Source organism: Lysinibacillus zambalensis (assembly GCF_040183165.1).
Classification (GTDB): Bacteria; Bacillota; Bacilli; order Bacillales_A; family Planococcaceae; genus Lysinibacillus; species Lysinibacillus zambalensis.
In genome coordinates, this window is record NZ_JBEGDG010000023.1 from 1 (window position 1) to 22,126 (window position 22,126).

Annotated in this window: 19 protein-coding genes and 1 other annotated feature; of the genes, 11 read left to right on the plus strand and 8 right to left on the minus strand. The window is 35.7% G+C overall.

Annotated elements, in window-relative coordinates:
* Window positions 1-321 precede the first annotated feature (321 nt).
* The gene (locus ABNX05_RS21465) at window positions 322-1,101 is read right to left on the minus strand and encodes a YqhG family protein (protein ID WP_349661581.1); all 780 of its coding nucleotides are present in this window, start codon (window positions 1,099-1,101) and stop codon (window positions 322-324) included.
* Between the two features lie 17 nt (window positions 1,102-1,118).
* Window positions 1,119-2,633: a DEAD/DEAH box helicase gene (locus tag ABNX05_RS21470; RefSeq protein ID WP_349661582.1), complete on the minus strand. Its 1,515-nt coding sequence runs from the start codon at window positions 2,631-2,633 to the stop codon at window positions 1,119-1,121.
* Window positions 2,634-3,164: 531 nt separating this feature from the next.
* Between ABNX05_RS21470 and ABNX05_RS21475 the strand changes: the two genes are divergently transcribed.
* From ABNX05_RS21475 to ABNX05_RS21495, 5 genes are all read left to right on the plus strand, one after another.
* Window positions 3,165-3,989 carry a methyl-accepting chemotaxis protein gene (locus ABNX05_RS21475; RefSeq protein WP_349661583.1) on the plus strand — a complete coding sequence of 275 codons (825 nt, stop codon included), beginning with the start codon at window positions 3,165-3,167 and terminating at the stop codon, window positions 3,987-3,989.
* A gap of 210 nt (window positions 3,990-4,199) precedes the next feature.
* Window positions 4,200-4,802: a dienelactone hydrolase family protein gene (locus tag ABNX05_RS21480; RefSeq protein ID WP_349661584.1), complete on the plus strand. Its 603-nt coding sequence runs from the start codon at window positions 4,200-4,202 to the stop codon at window positions 4,800-4,802.
* Window positions 4,789-5,745 (plus strand): LytTR family transcriptional regulator DNA-binding domain-containing protein, encoded by a 957-nt coding sequence (locus ABNX05_RS21485; RefSeq protein ID WP_349661585.1) that lies wholly within the window; start codon window positions 4,789-4,791, stop codon window positions 5,743-5,745. The genes ABNX05_RS21480 and ABNX05_RS21485 overlap by 14 nt, the downstream gene beginning before the upstream one ends.
* Before the next feature lie 148 nt (window positions 5,746-5,893).
* The gene (locus ABNX05_RS21490) at window positions 5,894-6,742 is read left to right on the plus strand and encodes an ABC transporter ATP-binding protein (RefSeq protein WP_349661586.1); all 849 of its coding nucleotides are present in this window, start codon (window positions 5,894-5,896) and stop codon (window positions 6,740-6,742) included.
* Window positions 6,739-7,446 (plus strand): ABC transporter permease, encoded by a 708-nt coding sequence (locus ABNX05_RS21495; RefSeq protein ID WP_349661587.1) that lies wholly within the window; start codon window positions 6,739-6,741, stop codon window positions 7,444-7,446. Before ABNX05_RS21490 ends, ABNX05_RS21495 begins: the two co-directional genes overlap by 4 nt.
* A gap of 31 nt (window positions 7,447-7,477) precedes the next feature.
* On the opposite strand, the gene ABNX05_RS21500 is transcribed toward ABNX05_RS21495, so the two are convergent.
* A complete protein-coding gene (locus ABNX05_RS21500; protein ID WP_349661588.1) occupies window positions 7,478-8,074 on the minus strand; it encodes a GNAT family N-acetyltransferase in 597 nt (198 codons plus the stop codon).
* A gap of 93 nt (window positions 8,075-8,167) precedes the next feature.
* On the opposite strand from ABNX05_RS21500, the gene pdxR reads away from it, so the two are divergent.
* Window positions 8,168-9,544, plus strand: a complete 1,377-nt coding sequence (gene pdxR, locus ABNX05_RS21505; protein ID WP_349661589.1) for a MocR-like pyridoxine biosynthesis transcription factor PdxR — start codon at window positions 8,168-8,170, stop codon at window positions 9,542-9,544.
* A gap of 85 nt (window positions 9,545-9,629) precedes the next feature.
* Window positions 9,630-10,439: an EcsC family protein gene (locus ABNX05_RS21510; RefSeq protein ID WP_349661590.1), complete on the plus strand. Its 810-nt coding sequence runs from the start codon at window positions 9,630-9,632 to the stop codon at window positions 10,437-10,439.
* A gap of 79 nt (window positions 10,440-10,518) precedes the next feature.
* Here ABNX05_RS21510 and ABNX05_RS21515 read toward each other — a convergent pair whose 3' ends face one another.
* Window positions 10,519-11,487, minus strand: coding sequence for a quinone oxidoreductase family protein (locus ABNX05_RS21515; RefSeq protein WP_349661591.1), 969 nt, complete (start codon window positions 11,485-11,487; stop codon window positions 10,519-10,521).
* A gap of 76 nt (window positions 11,488-11,563) precedes the next feature.
* Between ABNX05_RS21515 and ABNX05_RS21520 the strand changes: the two genes are divergently transcribed.
* The 3 genes from ABNX05_RS21520 to ABNX05_RS21530 all read left to right on the plus strand — a co-directional run bounded on the left by ABNX05_RS21520 (window position 11,564) and on the right by ABNX05_RS21530 (window position 15,545).
* Window positions 11,564-13,198 (plus strand): ABC transporter substrate-binding protein, encoded by a 1,635-nt coding sequence (locus ABNX05_RS21520; protein ID WP_349661592.1) that lies wholly within the window; start codon window positions 11,564-11,566, stop codon window positions 13,196-13,198.
* Window positions 13,195-13,815, plus strand: a complete 621-nt coding sequence (locus ABNX05_RS21525) for a hypothetical protein (protein WP_349661593.1) — start codon at window positions 13,195-13,197, stop codon at window positions 13,813-13,815. The genes ABNX05_RS21520 and ABNX05_RS21525 overlap by 4 nt, the downstream gene beginning before the upstream one ends.
* 153 nt (window positions 13,816-13,968) lie before the next feature.
* Window positions 13,969-14,233 (plus strand) — a binding site (T-box leader).
* A 70-nt stretch (window positions 14,234-14,303) separates the two neighbouring features.
* Window positions 14,304-15,545: an MFS transporter gene (locus ABNX05_RS21530; RefSeq protein ID WP_349661594.1), complete on the plus strand. Its 1,242-nt coding sequence runs from the start codon at window positions 14,304-14,306 to the stop codon at window positions 15,543-15,545.
* 176 nt (window positions 15,546-15,721) lie between these two features.
* On the opposite strand, the gene ABNX05_RS21535 is transcribed toward ABNX05_RS21530, so the two are convergent.
* The 4 genes from ABNX05_RS21535 to ABNX05_RS21550 form a co-directional block, all read right to left on the minus strand.
* Window positions 15,722-16,675: a methyl-accepting chemotaxis protein gene (locus ABNX05_RS21535; protein ID WP_349661595.1), complete on the minus strand. Its 954-nt coding sequence runs from the start codon at window positions 16,673-16,675 to the stop codon at window positions 15,722-15,724.
* A gap of 214 nt (window positions 16,676-16,889) precedes the next feature.
* Window positions 16,890-18,074, minus strand: coding sequence for an NAD(P)/FAD-dependent oxidoreductase (locus tag ABNX05_RS21540; protein ID WP_349661596.1), 1,185 nt, complete (start codon window positions 18,072-18,074; stop codon window positions 16,890-16,892).
* A gap of 50 nt (window positions 18,075-18,124) precedes the next feature.
* Complete coding sequence (locus tag ABNX05_RS21545; protein ID WP_079563022.1) at window positions 18,125-18,553, minus strand: helical membrane plugin domain-containing protein; 429 nt, start codon at window positions 18,551-18,553, stop codon at window positions 18,125-18,127.
* Window positions 18,554-19,013: 460 nt separating this feature from the next.
* The gene (locus ABNX05_RS21550) at window positions 19,014-19,631 is read right to left on the minus strand and encodes a TetR/AcrR family transcriptional regulator (RefSeq protein WP_349661597.1); all 618 of its coding nucleotides are present in this window, start codon (window positions 19,629-19,631) and stop codon (window positions 19,014-19,016) included.
* A gap of 124 nt (window positions 19,632-19,755) precedes the next feature.
* Here ABNX05_RS21550 and ABNX05_RS21555 point away from each other — a divergent pair, with 124 nt between their 5' ends.
* The gene (locus ABNX05_RS21555) at window positions 19,756-21,942 is read left to right on the plus strand and encodes an MMPL family transporter (protein WP_349661598.1); all 2,187 of its coding nucleotides are present in this window, start codon (window positions 19,756-19,758) and stop codon (window positions 21,940-21,942) included.
* The last annotated feature ends 184 nt before the right edge of the window (window positions 21,943-22,126 follow it).

Below are 22,126 nucleotides of genomic sequence, written 5' to 3' on the forward strand. Positions count from 1 at the left end.
GCATTAACTTAGCAAATTACTCAATCTAAGGAAATTAACTGACACTAAGCCTTAGATGTGTACGCAACGATACTGCGTAATTTAAGCCTTTGGAGAGTCATACTAAATGGCAGTAGCTTTTTGCGAAACCAGACTCAGAGAATAAGGAAGACACAAATACGAAAGTCGGAAGATATAAGTTGTGTCACAGTAGAGATGTCTACATTTTTTAAGAAATGTTTATATTTTTCGTATCGGATAATAAATTGGCGCAACTACAAAGTATTTTTGAAGAAGATTAAATGACAAGGAGCTGTCCCTCCTAATAGGACAGCTCCTCGTTTAATAAAGATAAAATATTCCACCATTAATAATTTCTATTTTAATTTTTGTATCGTATTGTTCCTCTAACGCCTTCTTTTCAACATCATAGCATTCGGGTTTGTCATCTTCCTCTTCATAAAAATAATCGAGTACTCGCTGATCACGTTGCCATCGTTTTTTGGCTTCAGTAGCCCATGAATGATCATCTTGTTCAATGATTTTTTCAATAGTAGCATTTAATCTTTCAAGTGCTCTAAGGGGCTTTATAATAAATTGTACATGAAAAGCATTATCTGCTGGAACAGTGTCAAAATCGGATGTACATATCGTTTCATGAAAATCCTCTTTTATGACCCCAGTTAGCAAGTTTATACCAAATGAATAAAGCATTTCTTTCGTTTGGTCGCAGCAATACGACACTTTAAAATTAACACCTAACCATGGCGTAAGGATAACTTGCCCTATTGCGGTATCCACCTTCTCAAAAAGCTGAACATAAGCTCCTAGCTCCCTCGTTGCTTGAAAAAGCTGGTTCATTCTCGGAGAACCGAAATGAATAGCTTCGCCATAAAGGCTCCCAGCTGATGCCGTTTGATCTGTAATGAAAGTTACTTGGGCTGGATTTGCCTCCGTATTTGTAGCTTCTACGTATTGCCAATAAAAAGGGCGATTCATTATTCTTTTATCAATATCAACAGTTAATTGTACCGTGAGATAATGCTGATCTTCCCTTAAAATAGGGCAATCATTTTCATTAAAAAATTCTCGTAAATAACTATGAACTTGCTGTGGATACATAGTCCTTCTCCCTTACACTATACAGATTCTTTAAAGTTAGATAGAATCGCATCTAAGTCGCCTACTACCTTTTCGAAAACATCAATTTTCGTATGAAGTAATGCCAGTATATTCTCTTCAATTGTATTGGCTATAGCGAGATTATAAATATGAACATCATGCTCTTGCCCTAAGCGATGCACACGACCAATCCGTTGCTCTAGCTTCATAGGGTTCCAGGGCAAATCATAGTTAATGACATGATGACAAAATTGAAGGTTAATCCCCTCACCGCCTGCCTCTGTTGCGATTAGAACCTGCGCCCTTTCCTTAAAAAGATGCTTCATATAATCACGTTTGCTTTTATTATATTTACCGTTGAACAGAACACTTGTGATACCGTTAGAATGTAAATACCATTGCAAATAAATTTGAGTAGCTCTATACTCTGTAAAAATAATCACTTTATCCTTGGCCTGTTCGACTATTTCAAGTGTCTTTTTCGCCTTTGAATTCACTTCTAATGCCATTAATTTTGCTAGTATATCTTCAATTTCTTGTGATTGTGCATTGTCTTCATGCATTTTAGATAACGTCAAGGCTGTTGCCTCTTTACTACTACACATTTCCTTCTGCAATGTAATCATTGAAAAAGAGCCTGTATTTTGAAGCGTTCCGAGCAGATTATAAACTTCCTCTTCTTCCTTCGTAAATCGAATAGGGACAATTTGAACACGGCGATTAGTCCACTCAATGCCCGTGTCCTCCCTCCTATTCCTCACCATCACCTGATTCACTAATTCCTTTAAATAATCGTTATGCTCTAAATCATGCTTACTTGCCGAAAATGCAGATTGAAATGTATCATAATTGCCAAGATGACCAGGCTTAAGTAAAGAAATAAGATAAAATAATTCAAAAACATCGTTTTGAATCGGTGTTGCCGTTAATAATAAACAAAACTTTTTCTTTAAGCCTTGTACAAATTCATAAATTTGGGTTTTATGATTTTTTAGTTTATGTGCCTCATCGATAATAATCATGTCGTAATTCTGCTCATAAATGCGCTCTTTGTGAGGACTCTTCTTCGCTGTATCCATACTCATAATAAGGACATCATAGCGCTCAATCGACACATTTTTTTTATAAGCTATTGCTGGAATGTGGAATTTACTATTTAATTCTTCAATCCACTGATTAATAAGAGATGCTGGAGCTAATATTAACGCTCTTTTAACGAGTCCTCGAATCAGATATTCCTTTAAAATTAAACCTGCTTCAATTGTTTTACCAAGACCTACCTCATCAGCTAGAATCGCCTTTCCATTCATACGTTCAATGACTGTTTCTGCCGCTTCCAACTGGTGTTTCAGTGGCTTTAAATTCGGTAAATACTTTGTCGCCTGTAAACCTGTGAAATCAGTAATTAACTTCATTTTCACAATGTCATAATTCATCTTGTACAATGTCCAGCTATCCCACTTTTCAAGATGATTTAGTTTATTGATAAAGCCTTCTTCCCACTCGGACGACCTTTCTATTTTCATGATCATCACCTCATGCTATTATTTCTAGTTTAGGTTGTCCAAAAAAGAGAAAGCTATGTTAAGCTTTGCGAAAGATTTATCAATTTTATGCGTTTTAAAAATGAACGCTATGGCTTATCACGGATATTTGAACAAATAGACTTTTAACAGTGACGCGAGCGTACCCCTGCTTTCGCAAAAAACATATAGTTTTATTACTATAAATTAAAATGTCATACCGGAGATATACGCTTGGCGAAGTGATTTATCTTCGTTACGGCTGGGCGACTCCTTGGGGTTCAGCGATAGAGGAACGGAAATCAACCCCTCGTTATTGTAAAGAGCACTACGCAAAATCCAAAACTTATTTAAATAAATGAAACATATAAAACCTTAATTTCGTACAATTTAAAAGGATAATGGTATTAAGATAGTCTTTTTATTCTCTTCCTTTTTTCATACAATTAGAGAAGTATTACTTTCCAAAAAATTACGTTTTTAGAAGGACAAAATTATGGGGCTCAATTAATAGGGCTTACATATACTGAGGAGGTTATTATGAATATTATTGAAGCATTATCAGCGTCATTGCCCTACATTCATTTAGCTATGAAGGGCGAGTCCATGATTGGATTAGTAGATAAAGAGAGTGAGAGTATTATTGCTTATTTACCTGGGAAACGGATAGATTCTGGTTATAAAATTGGACAAAAAATTCTCCCAGGTGATGCAATTTTACATCTTCCACTTAAAGGAGAAAGCACTGATGAACCTGTACCAAAAGAATTTTATGGTGTGGAATTTAACGCATTTTCTTTTCCCGTTCGTGAAAATGGACGAATCGTAGGCGCGCTAGCCTTTGGAGTACCTATTGACCATTCGCTACAAATGGAGAAATATATTCTTACTATGAATGATATTATCCATAACCTACAGGATAAAGTACATACAATTGCCTCTCATTCGGAGGAGCTAGCTGCAACTAGCGAGGAAATTAATAAGCAAACACAATTTGCTTTAGAGGATGCTGAAAAAACAAATGGTATTACCGATTTAATTAAAAATATTTCTCGTCAAACCAATTTACTCGGATTAAATGCATCGATTGAGGCAGCACGAGCAGGTCAGCATGGTGCCGGATTTAATATAGTCGCACAAGAAGTTCGCAAGCTTTCTACCGAAACAACTACTGCTACTGATAACATTGAATCCTCACTTCGAAGCATCAATCATAATCTTGAAAATTTAAAGCAAAACATGACTCAAATAAATGGTGCCACAAATGAACAGACACAACTTGTTCAGGACTTTAGTGAAATTATTGATGAGCTTACTACGCTTAGTATGGAAATGAAAGGTTTTATGTCTAAAGTTTCAAAATAAAGTCTTCTATTAACAAAAAATCCACCCCGGTTTCTGTGGTCAAATCAATAGCCACAAAAGTCTGCGTGGATTTTTCACTTTTTATGTAAGGCAAATTTATCAATCACCAAATAATAAATTTAAAATAATAAATTGAATACCAAAATTTTATAAAATATACTATATGATTACTTTTTGATACACTATTTGAAAAAACAAAATGAGGTCAAAATGAAAAGGAAAGTATTTATATTACATGAGATTTATGGAGTCAATGATTTTATAAAAATGCAAGCTGAGGCATACAGTAACGCCAACACTACTATTGAGTGCATTACTTTATATTCAGACAATAGAATATTCCCATACGAACAAGAACAGCAGGCTTATGATTATTTCATAAATGAAATTGGCTTTGATGCTCCACTCGAACAATTAACCGAAAAAGTATTGGAGGCAAGATCATATTATGACGAAGTGCTGTTAATCGGATTTAGCGTGGGTGCAACATTAGCTTGGAGATTATCAACATTGCCATTACAAGGGATCGTTTGCGTTTATGGGTCACGCATTCGACAATACCTGGATGTAATCCCCTCTTGCCCGACACTCGTCATTTTTCCAAGAGATGAGAAAAGTTTTAATGTCCATGAATTAAAAGAAACACTCGAAACATTACCACTTGTTCATACGAGTCAATATCTAGGTCTGCATGGTTTTATGGACTGCAATAATCCAAACTACTGTTATAAAAGTTATCTACAGGCACAGGCTGAAATCTCACAATTTTTTGAAATTAAACATCAAGGAGGACTACACGATGGACCAAAATGAAAGCATAATTATTGACCCTTATATAGAAGGAGGAAATGTAATTTATCCAAACTTTCACCTATCTATGCAGCCTGGTATTATTATTGGCATCTATACGGATGTGTCGAAAATACATACATTAATCCAGTGGTTTGCGAAGCAAAGTAATACATATACACATTTTCGTGAAAATGCCTTGTATGAGCGATTGACGGTTCGAGAATACATCAACTTTTGCTTAAAGCTTTTCAATGCTTCTTCTGAAAAGATGGAGGATGTATTAGCATTGTTCGCTTTAATGGAGCAAAAAAGCATGAAAATTAGCAAGCTTTCAAATAGCGAAAAGCAACGCTTAAAATTAATGCATACATATCTTAATCAGGCACCGATACAAGTTTTAGAAGAGCCTTTCCAAAATCTAGATGAGTATTCCAAACAAAAAGCCATTCAGTTATTGGATGTCCTTCAAAAGCAAAATAAAACAGTCATTTTACTATCTAACAATTTCGAGGATTTAATCGTTTCGAGTACAGAAATACATAGACTGGATGCAATGGGCTTACATGCATTAGATGTGAAAGAAGATGAGACAGAACCAGCTTCTCCCTCTCTTGAAAGTACACCGATTCGACTTGATAAAATCCCTACAAAGAAGAACGATAAGATCATTTTATTTAATCCCCCTGAAATCGATTATATCGAAAGTGTTGAGGGTGTTGTTTCACTGTATGTTACAGGTGAAGCCTATCCATGCACATTATCACTAAATGAGCTTGAACAAAAATTGACACCGTTCGGCTTTTTTAGAAGTCATCGCTCTTATATCGTTAACTTACAAAAGGTACGGGAAATCATTACGTGGACTCGCAATAGCTACAGCTTAGCTTTGAATAGCACTGAAAAGACCGTAGTACCTTTGTCGAAAAACAAACTCGCAGATTTAAAGGAAATACTCGGAATATAGTAGATTTCCCAGGAAATAAACGACTCCTGTCAGCTGAAAAATTTCACCACTAATGGTCATTTCACTGCCTTTCACCTGTAATTTAATGTTGTTATCTTCATTGTCCCTTATAGTTGAGACATCAACAACAACACAGGGAGGTTTTCAAATGAACGCAGTGATCGATGTTCAGCATTTGAAAAAAACATTTAATAAGGAAACAGCATTACAGGATGTTTCATTTACCATTCAAAAAGGAGAAATATTTGGCTTTCTTGGACCTAGTGGTTCTGGAAAAACGACTACTATAAAAATATTAACAGCACAAACTGAAAAAACTGATGGCGACGTTTTATTGTTTGGCCGCCCAGCAAATGAGATGAAACAAAGTAACAATCGTAAACGCTTTGGTATTTTAACAGATAATAGCGGACTATATACACGACTTTCAATCGAGGAGAATTTATTACTATTCAGTAATTTATATCAATTACCTAAATCAGCCGTCAAAGATGCTTTGGATTTTGTTAACCTATACGGTGATCGTAAAAAGAAAATTAGTCAGCTTTCTAAAGGAATGATGCAACGTGTTACGCTAGCACGTGCCATTATGCATAAACCAGAACTATTATTTTTAGATGAACCAACTTCTGCACTCGATCCCGTTAATACACAGCATATTTATAACGGCTTGCGTAAATTAAACGAGATGGGTACAACAATATTTTTAACAACACATGATATGAGTGAAGCAGAAATACTTTGTGATCGTGTCGCCTTCTTACATAAAGGTAAAATTAGAGCAATTGGTTCGCCAAAAGATTTGAAAAAAGAGTTTGGTGATGAGTCTATTACAGTTGAACTAAAAAATGGCGCTAGCGAAGTCATTCAAAATGGAAAGCAGGATGCAGAAAAGCTGTTTCATTGGATGCAATCTAACGAAGTTTCTCGCATTTATACAAACGAGCCGACACTAGGTAATATTTTTATGCAAATAACAGGGAGTGATTTAGTATGAACCTTTCAATGACACGTATTCAAGCTATTTTAATGAAGGATTATAAGGAATTTTCACGTAACTATGCGGTATCCATTATGGTATTTATGCCACTTATTTTGGCATTTTTATATAGTAAAACGGGCTCAGCTACTATCGCAACCTATTTCCTTTCAATTAATATTGCATTTTCTATGGTGACTACCTATGTACAATGTTGTCTAATTGCTGAAGAAAAAGAAAAAAATACGCTTCGCAGTTTGATGCTTTCCCCTGCTTCACTTGGCGATATTTTAATTGGTAAAAGCTTGTTTGTCTTTATTATTACGATAGTAATCGTAGCATTGACTATTTTCATCGTTGGCTATAACCCAGCTAACCTTTTCATCTTAGCTATCGCTTTAATAGTTTCAACTGTGTTCTATATTGCAATGGGAACATTATGTGGATTATTCGCCAAAACGATTATGGAAGGATCTCTTATTATACTACCTGTTATCCTAATTTTCTCATGTGGTCCTCTTGCACTAGCTCTACCTTCTACTAGCCCGATTTTCAAGATTGCTGAATGGTTACCAAGTTCCCAATTGGTAGTATTAGGTGAAGCTCTAGAAGGCACATACACAACAATGGATGTCATTATTCCAATAGCTACTATCATCGCATGGTCAATAGTAACTTGGATTGTAGTAGGATATATTTATAAAAAAAGAATGGTCGACTAATGACCATTCTTTTTTTAGTATAATAATTTCTTTATCCAAATTTCTCGGTAGCGTCAATTAGCAACTGCTGCAAATGCTTTTTCACTAGTGGCCACTCTTGTAGCGTAATGCTGTACATCACAGTATGACGAGTTGTGCCATCCTTACGCACCATATGATTACGTAAGATCCCCTCCTTTGTTGCTCCTAGACGCTCAATTGCCCTTTGTGAACGCACATTTTCATGATCAGTTTTAATTTGTACACGCTGTAGATTTAATATCTCAAAGCAGTATTGTAATAATAAATATTTGCAATTCGTATTAATAGCTGTACGCCAAAAAGCAGGTGAAATCCATGTAGTTCCTATTTCAAGCCGTTTATGCGTATCATCAATGTCCATAAATCGAGTCGAACCGATGATTTGTTCAGATTTTTTATCCACAACTACGAATGGGAACTCGGTTTTTTCTCGTTTTGTTAGTAATGCCTTATCCACAAATTTATTCACATCGTCCATTTTTTCTATAGTTGTGGACATATGTGACCAAATCTCTGGATAACTTGCAGCCTCTAATAACCCTTGAATATCCCCATGTTCTAACGGCTTAAGCAATACAACCTCATTTTCTAGTGCTATAAATTTCATTTTCTTCACTCCTTTTCAATATTTAACGATAATTTTGATATGATAGATAGAACCAATTTTCAAAAAATACACCATACCAGGAGGTGCAACATTTTGGATTTATCGATCTCTTTTACTGGAGATTCACCGAAGTACGTGCAAATTTACGAAGAAATAAAACAAGCTATTTTAAGCAAAAAACTGATGGCCGATGAGCAATTACCTTCTAAACGGACTCTTGCAATAACGCTTGACGTTAGTGTCCATACAATTAAAGAAGCTTATGAGCAATTACTAGCTGAAGGCTATATCTATAGTAAGGAACGCTCTGGCTATTTTATAGCGCCCTTTGAATTTGAATGGGAACAGCAGCAAAAACATCACATATCCACAGCTAAAGCATCAGCTATATATACTATAAAATTTGATTTTAATAACGGACATGTGGATAAGGGAGCTTTTCCATTCTCCAGCTGGCATAAGCTGTTGAAAAAGCACTTCAATGTGGATAATTTAACGACAAGTCCTTGGCAAGGAGAAGCAATATTGCGGACGGAAATCGCTCGTTATGTTGAACGATCCAGAGGGGTTACTTGTGAGGCATCACAAGTGTTTATTTATAGTGGTACACAAAATCAGCTTCAAGCTCTATGTCACTTTTTTGGCCCAAAAGCACAAGTTGGCTTAGAGGAACCTGGCTTTAAAAGAGTACATGCAACATTACAACAATGTGGACTAACAACTCATGCAATTCCTGTTGATAACTCAGGAGTTACTATACCGAAAAAATCAATTCACATGTTATACACAACACCCGCACACCAGTTTCCATTAGGCATGGTTATGCCTGTTGAACGGCGTGCAGCACTTCTGCAATGGGCTACTACTGTAAAAGCATATATTATTGAAGATGACTATGATTCAGAATTTCGTTATAAGGGGCTCCCTATCCCCTCTTTAGCAAAAATGGATCAACTTCAACGCGTAATTTATTTCGGAACATTTTCCAAAACTCTTATCCCATCGCTGCGCATAAGTTACATGATTTTGCCTAAATCGTTAGTCGAAGCTTTTACTCATTTTAATCAAGAACAAAAATCTGTTGTTTCCAAAATAGATCAGCTGGTGTTAGCCGATTTTATTGCTCAAGGTTTATTCGATAAGCATTTAGCCAAAATGCGCACTGTGTATCGTAAAAAGCAACAGACTTTACTAGCAGCTATTAACACCCATTTTTCGAATGAATTCGAAGTAATTGGTGAAAAATCAGGACTACACATCGTTATGAAGTTACCAAAAAGGCTTTCTGAACAAGAGGCGATTAGGCTTGCGCAGAAGAAAGATATCCAAGTTTACCCATGTTCAACCTCCTATCAGCACAACTCTGAATATGCTATGGTCATTATAGGCTATGGTGGGCTTACCCTTGAGCAAATCCAAGAAGGTATAGCGTTACTTGCAACAGTTTGGCAATCATCTACATCAGCTTAATTTCAAGATTTATAAAAACAATCGAAACCTTTTTAAAAATCTTTTCGTATTTATACTAAATGCACATATAAGGGGAAAAGACAAAATGGAGAATCTCGAGCAATTAGAAAAGCATTTGCAAGAAGTTCAAGCGTGGGAGAAAGATCAAAAAGATTTGTGGTTTTGGGAGAAATTAGGTCGCATTCCGTTTAAAATCTTAGATAAGATGACACCTGCCTTTCTCCAAAATAAGATAGCATTACTAGTTGATGAATTAGGGAGCTATATTCAATCAGGTGGGCAATACTTAATTAATGAACAGGTTATGCTGCAGAAAATACGCAACAATTCTTCGTTTCATAAAATTTTTGCCATATCTGATATAGGACAAATTCCTTTGGAGGATATGATTGCTCTAAGTGACAAACTTCAAAATGAACGCGTAAAGTTAGCAACAGTACAAGGTGCTTCTACCGGCTTTGGTGGTATCTTTACACTAGCTATAGACATTCCTTTTATTTTAGGAATGGCTTTAAAAACATTGCAGGAGATTGCGATCATTCACGGCTATAATCCAAACGATAAAATGGAACGAATTTTCATCGTTAAATGTCTCCAATTCTCCTCTGCTGATATTGTCGGCAAAGAAGCTATATTGAAAGAGCTTTCTTCTATGCATACGACGGATCGTGCCGCGGAGGATATGATTTCACAACTGCAAGGTTGGCAGGAAGTATTTTTTACGTATCGCGATCAATTCGGCTGGAAAAAGCTGTTTCAAATGATTCCGGTAGCTGGGATGATTTTCGGAGCCTATGCAAATAAAGGAATGATTCAAGATGTTGCTGAAGCAGGAATTATGCTCTATCGCAAACGACGTATATATGAAAAAATCAATGAACTAGACAAGCAATAACACTAACTATGCCGATATAAAAGATGACTCTATAATATCAGAGTCATCTTTTTTATATCTACACTAGGATTTGATTACTTTATATTTTAATTAATATTTTCCCTTGATGCTGGCGACTTTCCATCAAATCATGGGCTTTCTGCATGTCCTCTAATTTAAAGATTTTCGCAATAGGTACTTGGAAGCTCTCTTCCTTCAGCAATGCAAACATCTCTTGGGTAACTTGTTGTAGCATTTCTGGCTTGGAAGCTCGAGTCGTTCCTAGACTAAAACCTTTCACATTACGGCAGCTATTATGTAAATCAGATGTTTTTATATTACCTGCTTTACCACTACTATTTCCAAATTGCACTAGCGTACCATACGGAGCTAAACAGTGAAAGCTCTCTTCTGTAATATTTCCAGCGATGGAGTCAAAAATGATGTTTACACCTTGACCATCCGTATATTCATTGACTTGCGCACTAAAATTATCGTATGTCAGTATATGGTGGGCACCTAGCTCATAGGCAATTGTCGCTTTTTTCATATCACTAACTGTGCCAATAATATTTTTAGCACCTAGCTTTTTCGCCATTTGAATAAGCATTGTCCCTGCCCCGCCAGATGCAGCATGAATTAGTACGCTATCGTTTGTACGAATTGGAGCGATTTGATGTGTTAAGAGATAGGATAAAAACAAAACCGTTGGCACAGCGGCTGCCTTCTCCAAAGAGACATCATTTGGAACTTTGAAGACAAGCTGCTCTTTCGCTACCACATATTCTGCATATGCTCCATCTTTCGGGAATGCAATAACGACATCACCAGCTTTAAATGCACTATTTTTATCGAAAACCTCTTCAACTACACCTGCTACATCTAAACCAAGTATCATTGGAAAATTTGCTTTTGCTTTATTACCTGTTCTATTTTTAATATCAGCAAAATTCACACTCGTATATGTCGTACGTATTAATACTTCCCCTGCTGAAATAGTCGGCTTTGGACATTCTACGTACTTTAAAACATCAGAAGTTCCAAACTCATTAATAATCACAGCCTTCATAAATTTCTCCCCCCTTGTTATAGTTAGATTATAAAATAAAACAAATTTCACAAAAAGAGACAAAAGGAGATATTAAATGTCCACCTTTCTATCAAAGGATAAAACACTGTTTTATTTACTTTCGCTCTATTGTCATCAGAAAGGCAACGATTTTCATCACCAACAATTAGCATCTATATTAAAGTTAAGTCCTAAACAACTGAATCGTTACCTTAAATTGTTTCAGCAACACAATTGGCTTATTTATAATGCCGGGAATGGTCGTGGACACTTATCCAAAATTCAATGGCAAGAAGATATTGAACAAATTATTGTAGATCAGCTTAAATCTCATCTCACAACAATGACTCTGATGGATTGGGAAGAATTATTTGCATTTCCTAATTTAACAGATTCTTTAGCTGTGAAATTTAAGCATCTCTATCAACAAAATATAAAAAACAATATCCTTTATAATGAGCATCTGATTGTGCCAATCTACCATCCTATTCACACTCTACAGCCGAATCAAGTAAACGATGTTTATAGCGCCGCACTGATATCCAATTTAACAAATCGTTTAGTTGAAGCAGATGAAAATGGTAATCTCCTCCCTTCTCTTGCGCACCATTGGCAAGTTAATGGAGAAACATTGCGTCTTTATTTACGAAAAAATGTTGCATTCCACAATGGCGATTTACTAACAGCACATGATGTAGCTTGGTGTTTACGCCAATTACTACATCTACCTTTGTGGCAGCCTATTCGAGAAATTATTATTGTTGATATGTGGACAATTGATTTTATTTTTTCGGAGTCTTGCACATATGCACTACACTTACTAACAGATATACAAGCAAGTATCTTTAAGATTGTAGATAATGTAGTTTTCGGAACAGGTTCATTTGCTGTATCAAAACATACATCTCACCAAATTGTTTTAGAAGCATTTGACAATTATTTTGGCATGCGAGCATTATTGCATACGGTAGAATTAAACATACTTCCAAAAGGATCTAATTCGTTTTATCAAACTAATTTCTCAAATGATAATAATCGTAAAAAAATGAATATCCAAAACGGGATTTGTGCAGTCATTTTAAATAAAAATAAAGAGTCTTGTTCTACTAAAGCGCAAAGGCAACATATTAAAAACATAATACATAAACATTTATATACAGCTATTGAGAATGATTTTGCATTACAAAATCATTTAAGAAATTTTAGTAAAACTATCTCGACTCTATGTAAAAAAGAGGTTTTAAAAATCGGTGTACCTAAAGAGAAATTAAATTTAATCCAACACTTAGTTTCATCTTTAGCGAAATATGGTTACCACCCACAAATAGAAACATTAACACTATCAAATTATATTAAAGATAGTCCTCAACCTCTTAAGTATGATGCATTTATTTATACGAATGTCACAACTGTTAATAGCACTTTTCACAAATTGCATGACCTGTTCAGCCCAGTTTCTCCAATTTACAAAGTGTGCAAAGAAGATGCTTATTTTATAAATATCTTTGAAAAATTTAAATTAGCCACGATGGCAGAATTGCCGTCACTTTTCGATTCTTTAAACCGCTATTTAATTGAAGAAGCTATTTTGATACCATTATTTACACATCTCGACGATATTCCGTTTGCTCATGATATTTTAGAATTGAACTTCAATCACTTAGGGCACATCGACCTTTCAACAATTTGGTATGACAAGGAGGAATTATGATGAAAATCAAACTAAGAAAAGAACAATACAACGATATTCCATACAATTACTTTGATAACGAAAGTGACAAGGTGTGCTTCATGTTCTCTGGCACTGGCTATACGTATGAAAAACCACTTCTTTATTATTCTACTGAGCTGATGCTGGAGCTTGGCTATGATGTAGTACAAGTATGCTATACGTTTGATTCGCAACAATTTGAACAGGAACCAGAAGCTATTTCAGCAATGGTTTATAATGCCGCAAACCCTATTGTGGAATTTATTTTAAGCACAAAATCTTATACCGAAGCTGTATACATAGGAAAATCACTCGGAACATTACCGATCACAGATTTTTATATGCAGCGAGTGTCATCTGTTCCTTCTCGTTATGTACTTTTGACACCCCTATTGTCACTTGATCATGTGATGAAAAATTTGCTTGGAAAGCAGGCATTTTTAGCAATCGGTACTGCTGACCCTCATTTTTCTAAAGAAAGATTAGAACTACTTTCTTCATTTGAGCTTACTATTGTAGAAAATGCTGACCATTCTCTTGAAATAAAAAATCATACAGTAGAGTCAGTGATTCTTTGCCAATCACTTTTAACAGAGCTTACAACCTATCTTCAATAAGAATATCGGAACCTTTTCATGCAATATCGGAATCATTCCTGAATTTATCGGAATGTTTTAGAAGTTTATCGGAACAATCCTGCGTTTTATCGGAATGTTTTAAAAATTCCAAAGAACACTTTACCAGAATTACAAATATATGCTACACTATCAAAAAATACATTGAAGAGAAGAGTAAATAAGGCTGTTCTTCCCAGAGAGCTCGGGTTGCTGAAAACGAGTAAGAACGAATTATTGAAACAAGCCTCGGAGTAGCGCATTGGATTTCTGCTTGAATGATGATGCGACGGGAACTCCCGTTACAGAGAAACAGTATAAGCATACATATTTATGCCGTACTGAAAAGACTATTATGGCGACATAATAGTGAACTAGGGTGGCACCACGTGAGTATAAATTCCACAATCTCGTCCCTAAGACAAATCGTCTTGGGGGTGGGATTTTTTTGTTTTAGTTGTTACTTGTCATAACTAAAGGGAGGAATTTATATGAGTGTGAATAAATTAATAGAAACGTGGCGTTATCCGGCCATATTATTGTTTAGTATTGGAGTATCCAGCGTCGGAAGCTGGATATATTTTATAGCTTTAAATCTAATTGTTTTAAACCTTACTGGATCCGCTATCGCTGTGTCTGGCTTATATATCGTTAGGGCTTTATCCAAACTTTTTGCCAGTTTTTGGTCAGGTAGTTTGATAGATCGTTTAAATAAAAAATATCTCATGATTGTTCTCAACCTTTTCGAATCTTTACTAATTGTCACACTACCTTTCTTCTCTACTTTGCCTTGGATATATTTCATGGTCTTTGTTATCACAATAGCTAGCTCTATGTATCATCTGACTTCGATGACCTACATTACGAAATTGATACCCGTTGAACAAAGAAAACGTTTTAACTCGCTTCGTAGCTTACTTGATTCCGGCGCATTCGTAACTGGTCCAGCTATTGCAGGACTGCTATTTACGATTGGATCACCTAATATGGCAATTTACTTGAATGCTATTGCATTATTTTTATCAGCCTGTATTACATTTGGAATGCCTAATATTGAGGCTAATCAACAACTGGCAAGTAAGGCCGATGCGAAATTTTCCTACAAGGTTTTATACAGTGATTGGAAGCTTGTTATAAGATTTAGCCTTAAAAACCCTTATATTATGATGATCTATCTTTTATTTAGTGCAATGATTGTCATGATGACAGCGACGGATTCTTTAGAAGCTGCATTTGCTACTCAAGTACTATCATTATCCGAAGGTGAATACGGTGTTTTGGTGGGCATAGCAGGTGCTGGAGTATTAGTTGGTTCTTTAATGAATACAGCGATCGTTGAAAAAATACCAACTGCTTGGCTTATAGGTTTGGGGTCATTAATAACAGCATTAGGCTATTTAATTTTCACATCCTCTTATACATTTCTTATCGCTTCTTTAGGATGCTTTATTTTGTCCTTTGCGATGGCCTTTGCCAATACGGGCTTCTATACGTTTTATCAAAACAATATTCCTGTCGATAGCATGGGGAGAATAGGCAGTATTTATGGTTTTGTAGAAGCCTTGTTCATTATTATCATCACTGCCGTCTTTGGGGTTTCCACTGAAATTATATCTATACGATATGTTGTTGTTTCTGCTGCTCTTATAATGTTATTAGTATCAATTACTCTACTTATTTTTACTATTCAACCTTCAAAGGCCAAATTTTATTCAAATATTTCTAAGCTTTAGAGACTAGAGAATAAAGTGCAAAAAAAATCCTTCTTCCCCGTGAATTTGAAATGTGAATCATCACACACTTAAACTAGTAAAGGAAAATAAAAAAGACAACTTCTTGTTTGTATGTAGGACCGCAAGAGGTTGCCTTTATCGAAGTTTAAACCGTATATTTTAGTGTCCGTCTACCATTAGGAAGTAGTTGGAAAGCATTTTACTTTATCTACTGCTTCCAATAATTTTTGTGTTACAACTTCCGATTCATCTATATGATCTGTTAGTACTTTATTTGTCTCGTCAAATAAAATCGTTGTAGTATTAAATTTATTCATAACATCTTCATTGGAAATTTTTTGACTTTTGATATAATCAAGCAGTCCATTCACCTCACCTTGAACATTTGTAATCATTAGCAATAATGCATTTATTTGTTCAGAGGTTTCGGTACTCTTTTTTATGCCTTCTGTAACTAACTGCATATTGTTCTTATTATCTTCATAGGCTTCTGAAATTTGCTCTTCTATTTTTTTCGTAAGGTTGGCTATATCCTCTGTGCTAGTTTTTGTATTTTCTGCTAGTTTTCTTACTTCCTCGGCAACAACCGAAAACCCTTTTCCATGCTCGCCCGCTCTAGCTGCTTCTATTGATGCATTTAACGCAAGTAAATTGGTTTGATTGGAAATATCACTAATAACTTTTACTATTTCTGTAATTTGTTTAGAACGATCACTTAATTGGTTCATGCTCGATGAAGTTTTTTGAGATTGTTCACCTAGAGAATCAATTAAATACTCCACTTCTTGGACAGCTTGTTTACTTTCAATTGAAAGTGTCACCATCTCATCTGATGAAGTAATTAAAGAATTACCTTTTTCAAGTGCATTTTCAGATATAGTGTTAGAGTGAATTGTGCTATCCTCTACTTTGTTAAATTCCTCTAGAATTTTGGTAACCATTTTTCCTAAAACTATATGTTGATTATTGACTATATCATGTTGTTCAATAGTCGAAATAAGTTCTTTATGTAAGTCATTTAAAAATATTTGGAATTCATGATCCTTTTTATCAAGCTTTGCATTAAGCTCATCTATTTTTATCTTAAATTGCTCTATATCCTCTTTTTTTGATTGAAACATCGTTAACATAACTTATCACCTCTAGATAAATTTTCTTATATAACATGTATAAATTTTACTTGTTTTATAACGATTAATAAAGCAAATAACAAATTTATCCGGTTTTGTTCAAGAGATATTGCTACTTTCTTCACAATTCCACAGAATTATCTCAAATATAAAACCACCCTCACAGCAGACATTATGTCCATTGCAAAAGTGGTTTTAATTAGAAAAATATAAATTAATACGCTAAGCCGAATAGCGCTTTAATGTGTGTCAGATAGCGAATGTTAGACGCTTCTTTCATAAGTGTTGCAGGAAGACCTTTAAGTTGTGTGTTGCTAGCACCGATTGTCGCAACAGCGTCTTTACGGCCTAAGCTTGCAAGTGTACCAGAGTTAATTGCAGAGAAAGGCTTCATTTCTTGGTTTTTGTATTGTGCGAATAAGTTGTATCCAGCGCACTCACCCATTTGCCATGCAACTTGTGCAGTTGGTGCGTATAGCGGACGTCCGCCATCAGCTGGTAATGCTACAGATGCATCACCGATTACGAATACATCATCATGAGATGTAGATTGTAAGAATTCATTAATCGTAGCTTTACCGCGGTCTGCTGCAAGACCAGACTCGCCTACGATTGGAAGTGGAGCTACCCCACCTGTCCAAATAAGCGTATTGGCAACGATTGGTTCGCGATCTTTAAGAGAGATGACGTTACCATCAACACCTGTTACAGGAGTGCTAGTAATGAATTCAACGCCACGTTTTGTTAAGCTTTCCGTAGCGCGTTGGATAAGTACATCCGGAAGTACTGGTAAGATTTTTGGACCAGCTTCAACAAGTTTAATTTTAAGGTCAGCAAAGTTAACACCGTGTTTTGCTGCGATTTTCGGGAAGTTGTCCACGATTTCACCAACAAGCTCTACACCTGTTAAACCGCCACCACCGATAACGATTGTTGCATCTGCTTCGTCTTTTGTTTGTGCATATGCTTTAATACGGTCTTCGATATGTTTGTTAATTTTATTTGCTTCGTTCACTGATTTAAGTACCATTGAATTTTCTTCTAATCCTGGGATACCGAAGAATCCAGTTTGGCTACCTAAAGATACTACTAAAGTATCGTAATTTAAAGTATAACCAGTATCTAGGTCAACTTTTTTACTGTCTACGTTGAATTTTGTAACTTTAGCGATTTGTAAATCGATATCTAAACCTTTAAAGATTTTTTTAAGTGGTAAAGCAACAGCACCTTCAGCAATTGTACCACCAGCTAAACGGTGAAGTTCAGTGATGATTTGGTGTGTTGGGAATTGGTTTACTACAGTAATTTTAGCTTCATCAGCTGATAGATACTTACGTGCTGTTAATGCAGTTAAAACGCCAGCGTAACCAGCACCTAAGATGACGATTTCTTTTGACATGATTAATTAATCCTCCGTCCGTACGTTTTGAATATATCTCGAGTCGAGTCTTATTTAGCTTTACGTTCAGCGCTTACTTGTAAGAAAGCATTAACAAAACGGAAAACACCTTGAACTTGTGGGTCTTTTAACATTTTCATAAGACCGAATAAACCAATTACTTCTTGGCTTTCAGACGCACGGTCTTTCGCTTCAATTGCAGTAGCTGCAAGATTTTTAGCTGAGCCTACTACTGGGCCTGCCATTTCTGTTACCGCACCAACAGTATCATTTTTCAGTACTTCGTCAGTTGCAACAGCTTGAGCAAACTCATATGATTTTGTTAATAGCGTCATCATTTCAGTTAACTTTGGTAATTGTTCAACTAAAGTTGTAAGTGATTCCTGAACCTCAGGCTTTAATAATTGATCTAGCACATCCAATTGTTCTTGACTCACAGTTAATTGTTCAGACTGTGTTTGGTTATTCGTTTCTGACATTTTGAACTCTCCTTTGCCATCACTATCACTATTTTAATTTTTATTGCTTCCATGTAAAAAAGACCATTAAGGCACTTCTTAACAGTCGTTACAGCGCTTATATCTTACAAATCACCAGTCTCAAGAACTGGATAGCAATTCGTATAATTTGTTATTACAATGTTAACTTTATTTTGCAAAAAGCGCATCATAATTCCATCCTATCTTGTCTTGGTGACGTTACAACCTCCATTATAAGGTTGTTTGTATATTATTTCAATGAGCTAAATCACAATTTCGACAATCTTTTCAAAATTCATTGATTTGTAACTATATATTTGTAATTAAGTTTGCTTTGTATCCCAAATACAACATTTTTAATCTCAAATTTATTAAAATTCTTCTGATCTAAGCTTCCCCTAAATCGATTGCGTAATACTTATTTTATTTTCAGCATAAATACTACATAAAATGAAAGAAATCATTTTTCAACAGATTTCCAGAAAAAGTCTATAATTTCTTTCGCGGCCGTAGCTTCTGATTGAAATATCCTTTTCCCTTCCCTATCTTTAACGTATCCTACTGACATTAAAGCCAAAAACGAATGGGCAAAAAAAGTAGCATTCCCCTTCCGAATCGTGCCTAGTTCCATCTCTAACTGCATCGCATGCTCTATCGTTTTATACATATTATTTTCTGATGCTTGCACTTCTTTTAACTGAAATTCCGATAAATTAATTGTCGCTTCTCTCATAAAATTTTTCATATCAATATCTACAGTGGCCGATAAATGAATTTCAACAAGCTTCTCTAACCGATCTTTAAATGATATTGACTCCTCTAAAATCTGTAAAATGGAAAGTTTAATTTGATCCATCATTGCCAGCAAAGCTGATGTATATAAATCCCCTTTAGTCGGGTAATAGTAATAGATAGTAGCCTTTGTAACGTTACAAGCTTTTGCTACATCAGCCATCGAAATATTTTTATAGCCTTCTTTGATAAAAAGCCTTGTTGCGGTTTCAAGAACAATATCTTTTTTTGGTTTCGCATTCTCATCATGGCGAGGTCTTCCGAGAACACGCGGTGACTGCTTCAACAAGTTCGCCCCCTTATAAAGGATTCATTTTAGACATAGTATAGCATATATTTTTTTTACAATTGATTAATTAACCTTCTGGTATATATAATTAAAATTACTTACATGAAACGGAGGTCTTTAAATGAAAAAGCACCCACTAGAGCAATGGGGCTCAATGGTAACAAGTAAAAAAGGGCGCTTTTTAGCCCTTGCCTTTTGGATTTCACTAGTTGTTGTACTGTCATTTGCCTGGCCACAGATTAATAGTATCAAGAGTGAATCTGGTAAAAATTTACCAGAAAATGAAATGTCTCAGCAGGCAGCAACTATTATTGCAGAACAATTTCCGAATGATGCAGGTACACCATTATTACTCGTTTGGCATCGAGACAGCGGGCTAACTACTGATGATTTTGCTGCTATCCAAAAAGTTTACGGAGAGCTTAAAGCTAAACCTTTAGCAAATCAAACTGTTATTCCACCATATGATAAAATGCCACCTCAAGCCTTTTTAGCGTCTGCATCTGACAATGGCACAACAATTGTAACTCCTGTTTTCTTTGAAAAAGGCGTGGCTACGGATGCGTTGCGAGAGAGTTTAAAGTCATTAACAAAAACAATGGATAAGTATAATATCCAACTAGATAAAGACTTAGTTAGTGACAATCTTCATGTGCGTTATTCTGGACCGGTTGGTATCGCTACAGATGCTGTCGGTTTATTCTCCCAAGCTGATGTTAAATTACTAATTGCGACAGTGCTCCTTGTTTTACTATTACTAATTATTATTTATCGTTCACCGTTATTAGCCATTATTCCATTAATGGTTGTTGCTCTTGCCTACGTCGTTATAAGTCCAACGCTCGGTTTTTTCGCCGATCATGGATGGATCGATAAGGACTCGCAGGCTGTCTCTATTATGACTGTATTACTCTTTGGAGCAGGTACAGACTATTGTTTATTTTTAATATCAAAGTATCGAGAGATATTATTTCATATTGAAGATAAGACTACTGCCATGAAGCTTACTATAAAGGAGTCTGGCGGTGCGATTATGATGAGTGCATTAACTGTTGTTATCGGTTTAGCTACTCTTAGCCTTGCCCATTATGGTGCATTCCAACGCTTTGCAATTCCGTTTAGCTTTGGTGTACTAGTGATGGGTGTAGCAGCGTTAGTTGTACTTCCAGCAATTCTTGTTATTATAGGTCGAGTTGCCTTCTTCCCATTCATACCGCGAACAGAGGATATGGCTTATAAAAAAGGAAAAAAACAGCACAAACCAACACATAAAATAAGCCGCACAATTGGGCGCACTGTAACGCATAAACCATGGGTGGTCATTGTTGTCACTTTACTGTTCCTTGGTGGGTTAGCAGCATTCGTACCACGTATTCAGTATACTTTTGATCTATTATCGTCATTTCCTGAAAATATGCCATCCCGCGAAGGCTTTCATTTAATAGAAGAAAATTTTTCACCTGGCGAATTAGCTCCAGTTCAGCTCGTCATTGATACTGAGGGTATAGATATCCGCTTGCAGCAGCAATTAGCTGAAATCTCTTATATTGATAGTGTTGCAGATAGCCGAATTGGAGAGAAAAATAATGCTATCCAATTGTACGAGATTTCTTTAAACACGAATCCTTATGCTAAGGAATCCTTAGCTTATATTCCAGAGCTTAAAGCAGCGGTTATAAAAATGCTTGAGGATGAAGGTATAAAAGATGCAGATAAACATATTTGGATTGGCGGCGAAACAGCTAGTCAATATGATACACAGCAATTAACTGTACGCGATGAAACTGTTATTATGCCAACAATGATTGCTTTAATTGCTTTATTATTATTCATTTATCTACGTTCCATAACAGCTACTGTCTACTTATTAGCAACAGTTATTATTTCTTATTTCGGGGCACTTGGTGCAGGTTGGCTAATTTTACACCATGTAATGGGGGCAGATGCCATTTCAGGAGCAATTCCACTCTATGCATTTGTATTTTTAGTGGCTCTCGGGGAAGATTATAATATCTTTATGATTTCGGAAATTTGGAAAAAACGCAGAACAGTAGATCATTTAACAGCTATTGAGGAAGGTGTTGTACGAACAGGAAGCGTTATTACATCTGCTGGTTTAATTTTAGCTGGAACATTCGCTGTACTTGCTACCTTACCTATTCAAGTACTCGTTCAGTTCGGTGTCGTTACGGCAATTGGCGTGTTGCTTGATACATTCATTGTACGTCCATTGCTTGTACCTGCTATTACTACTGTTCTCGGTAAATATGCGTTTTGGCCAGGAGCATTATTTAAAAAGAACGATTAAAATTGTTGCACGGACATTAGCACAAAAGGTTAGGATGATTTTAAAATATTCATCCATCCTTTAGCTTTTGCACATATCCGTGCTATTTTTATGTGCCCATACAACGATACGAATTGCTATATTGCATCAAAAAACTCCCCTTCGATAAACAGAAATATATTTTTCATCTGTCTACCTATAGGGG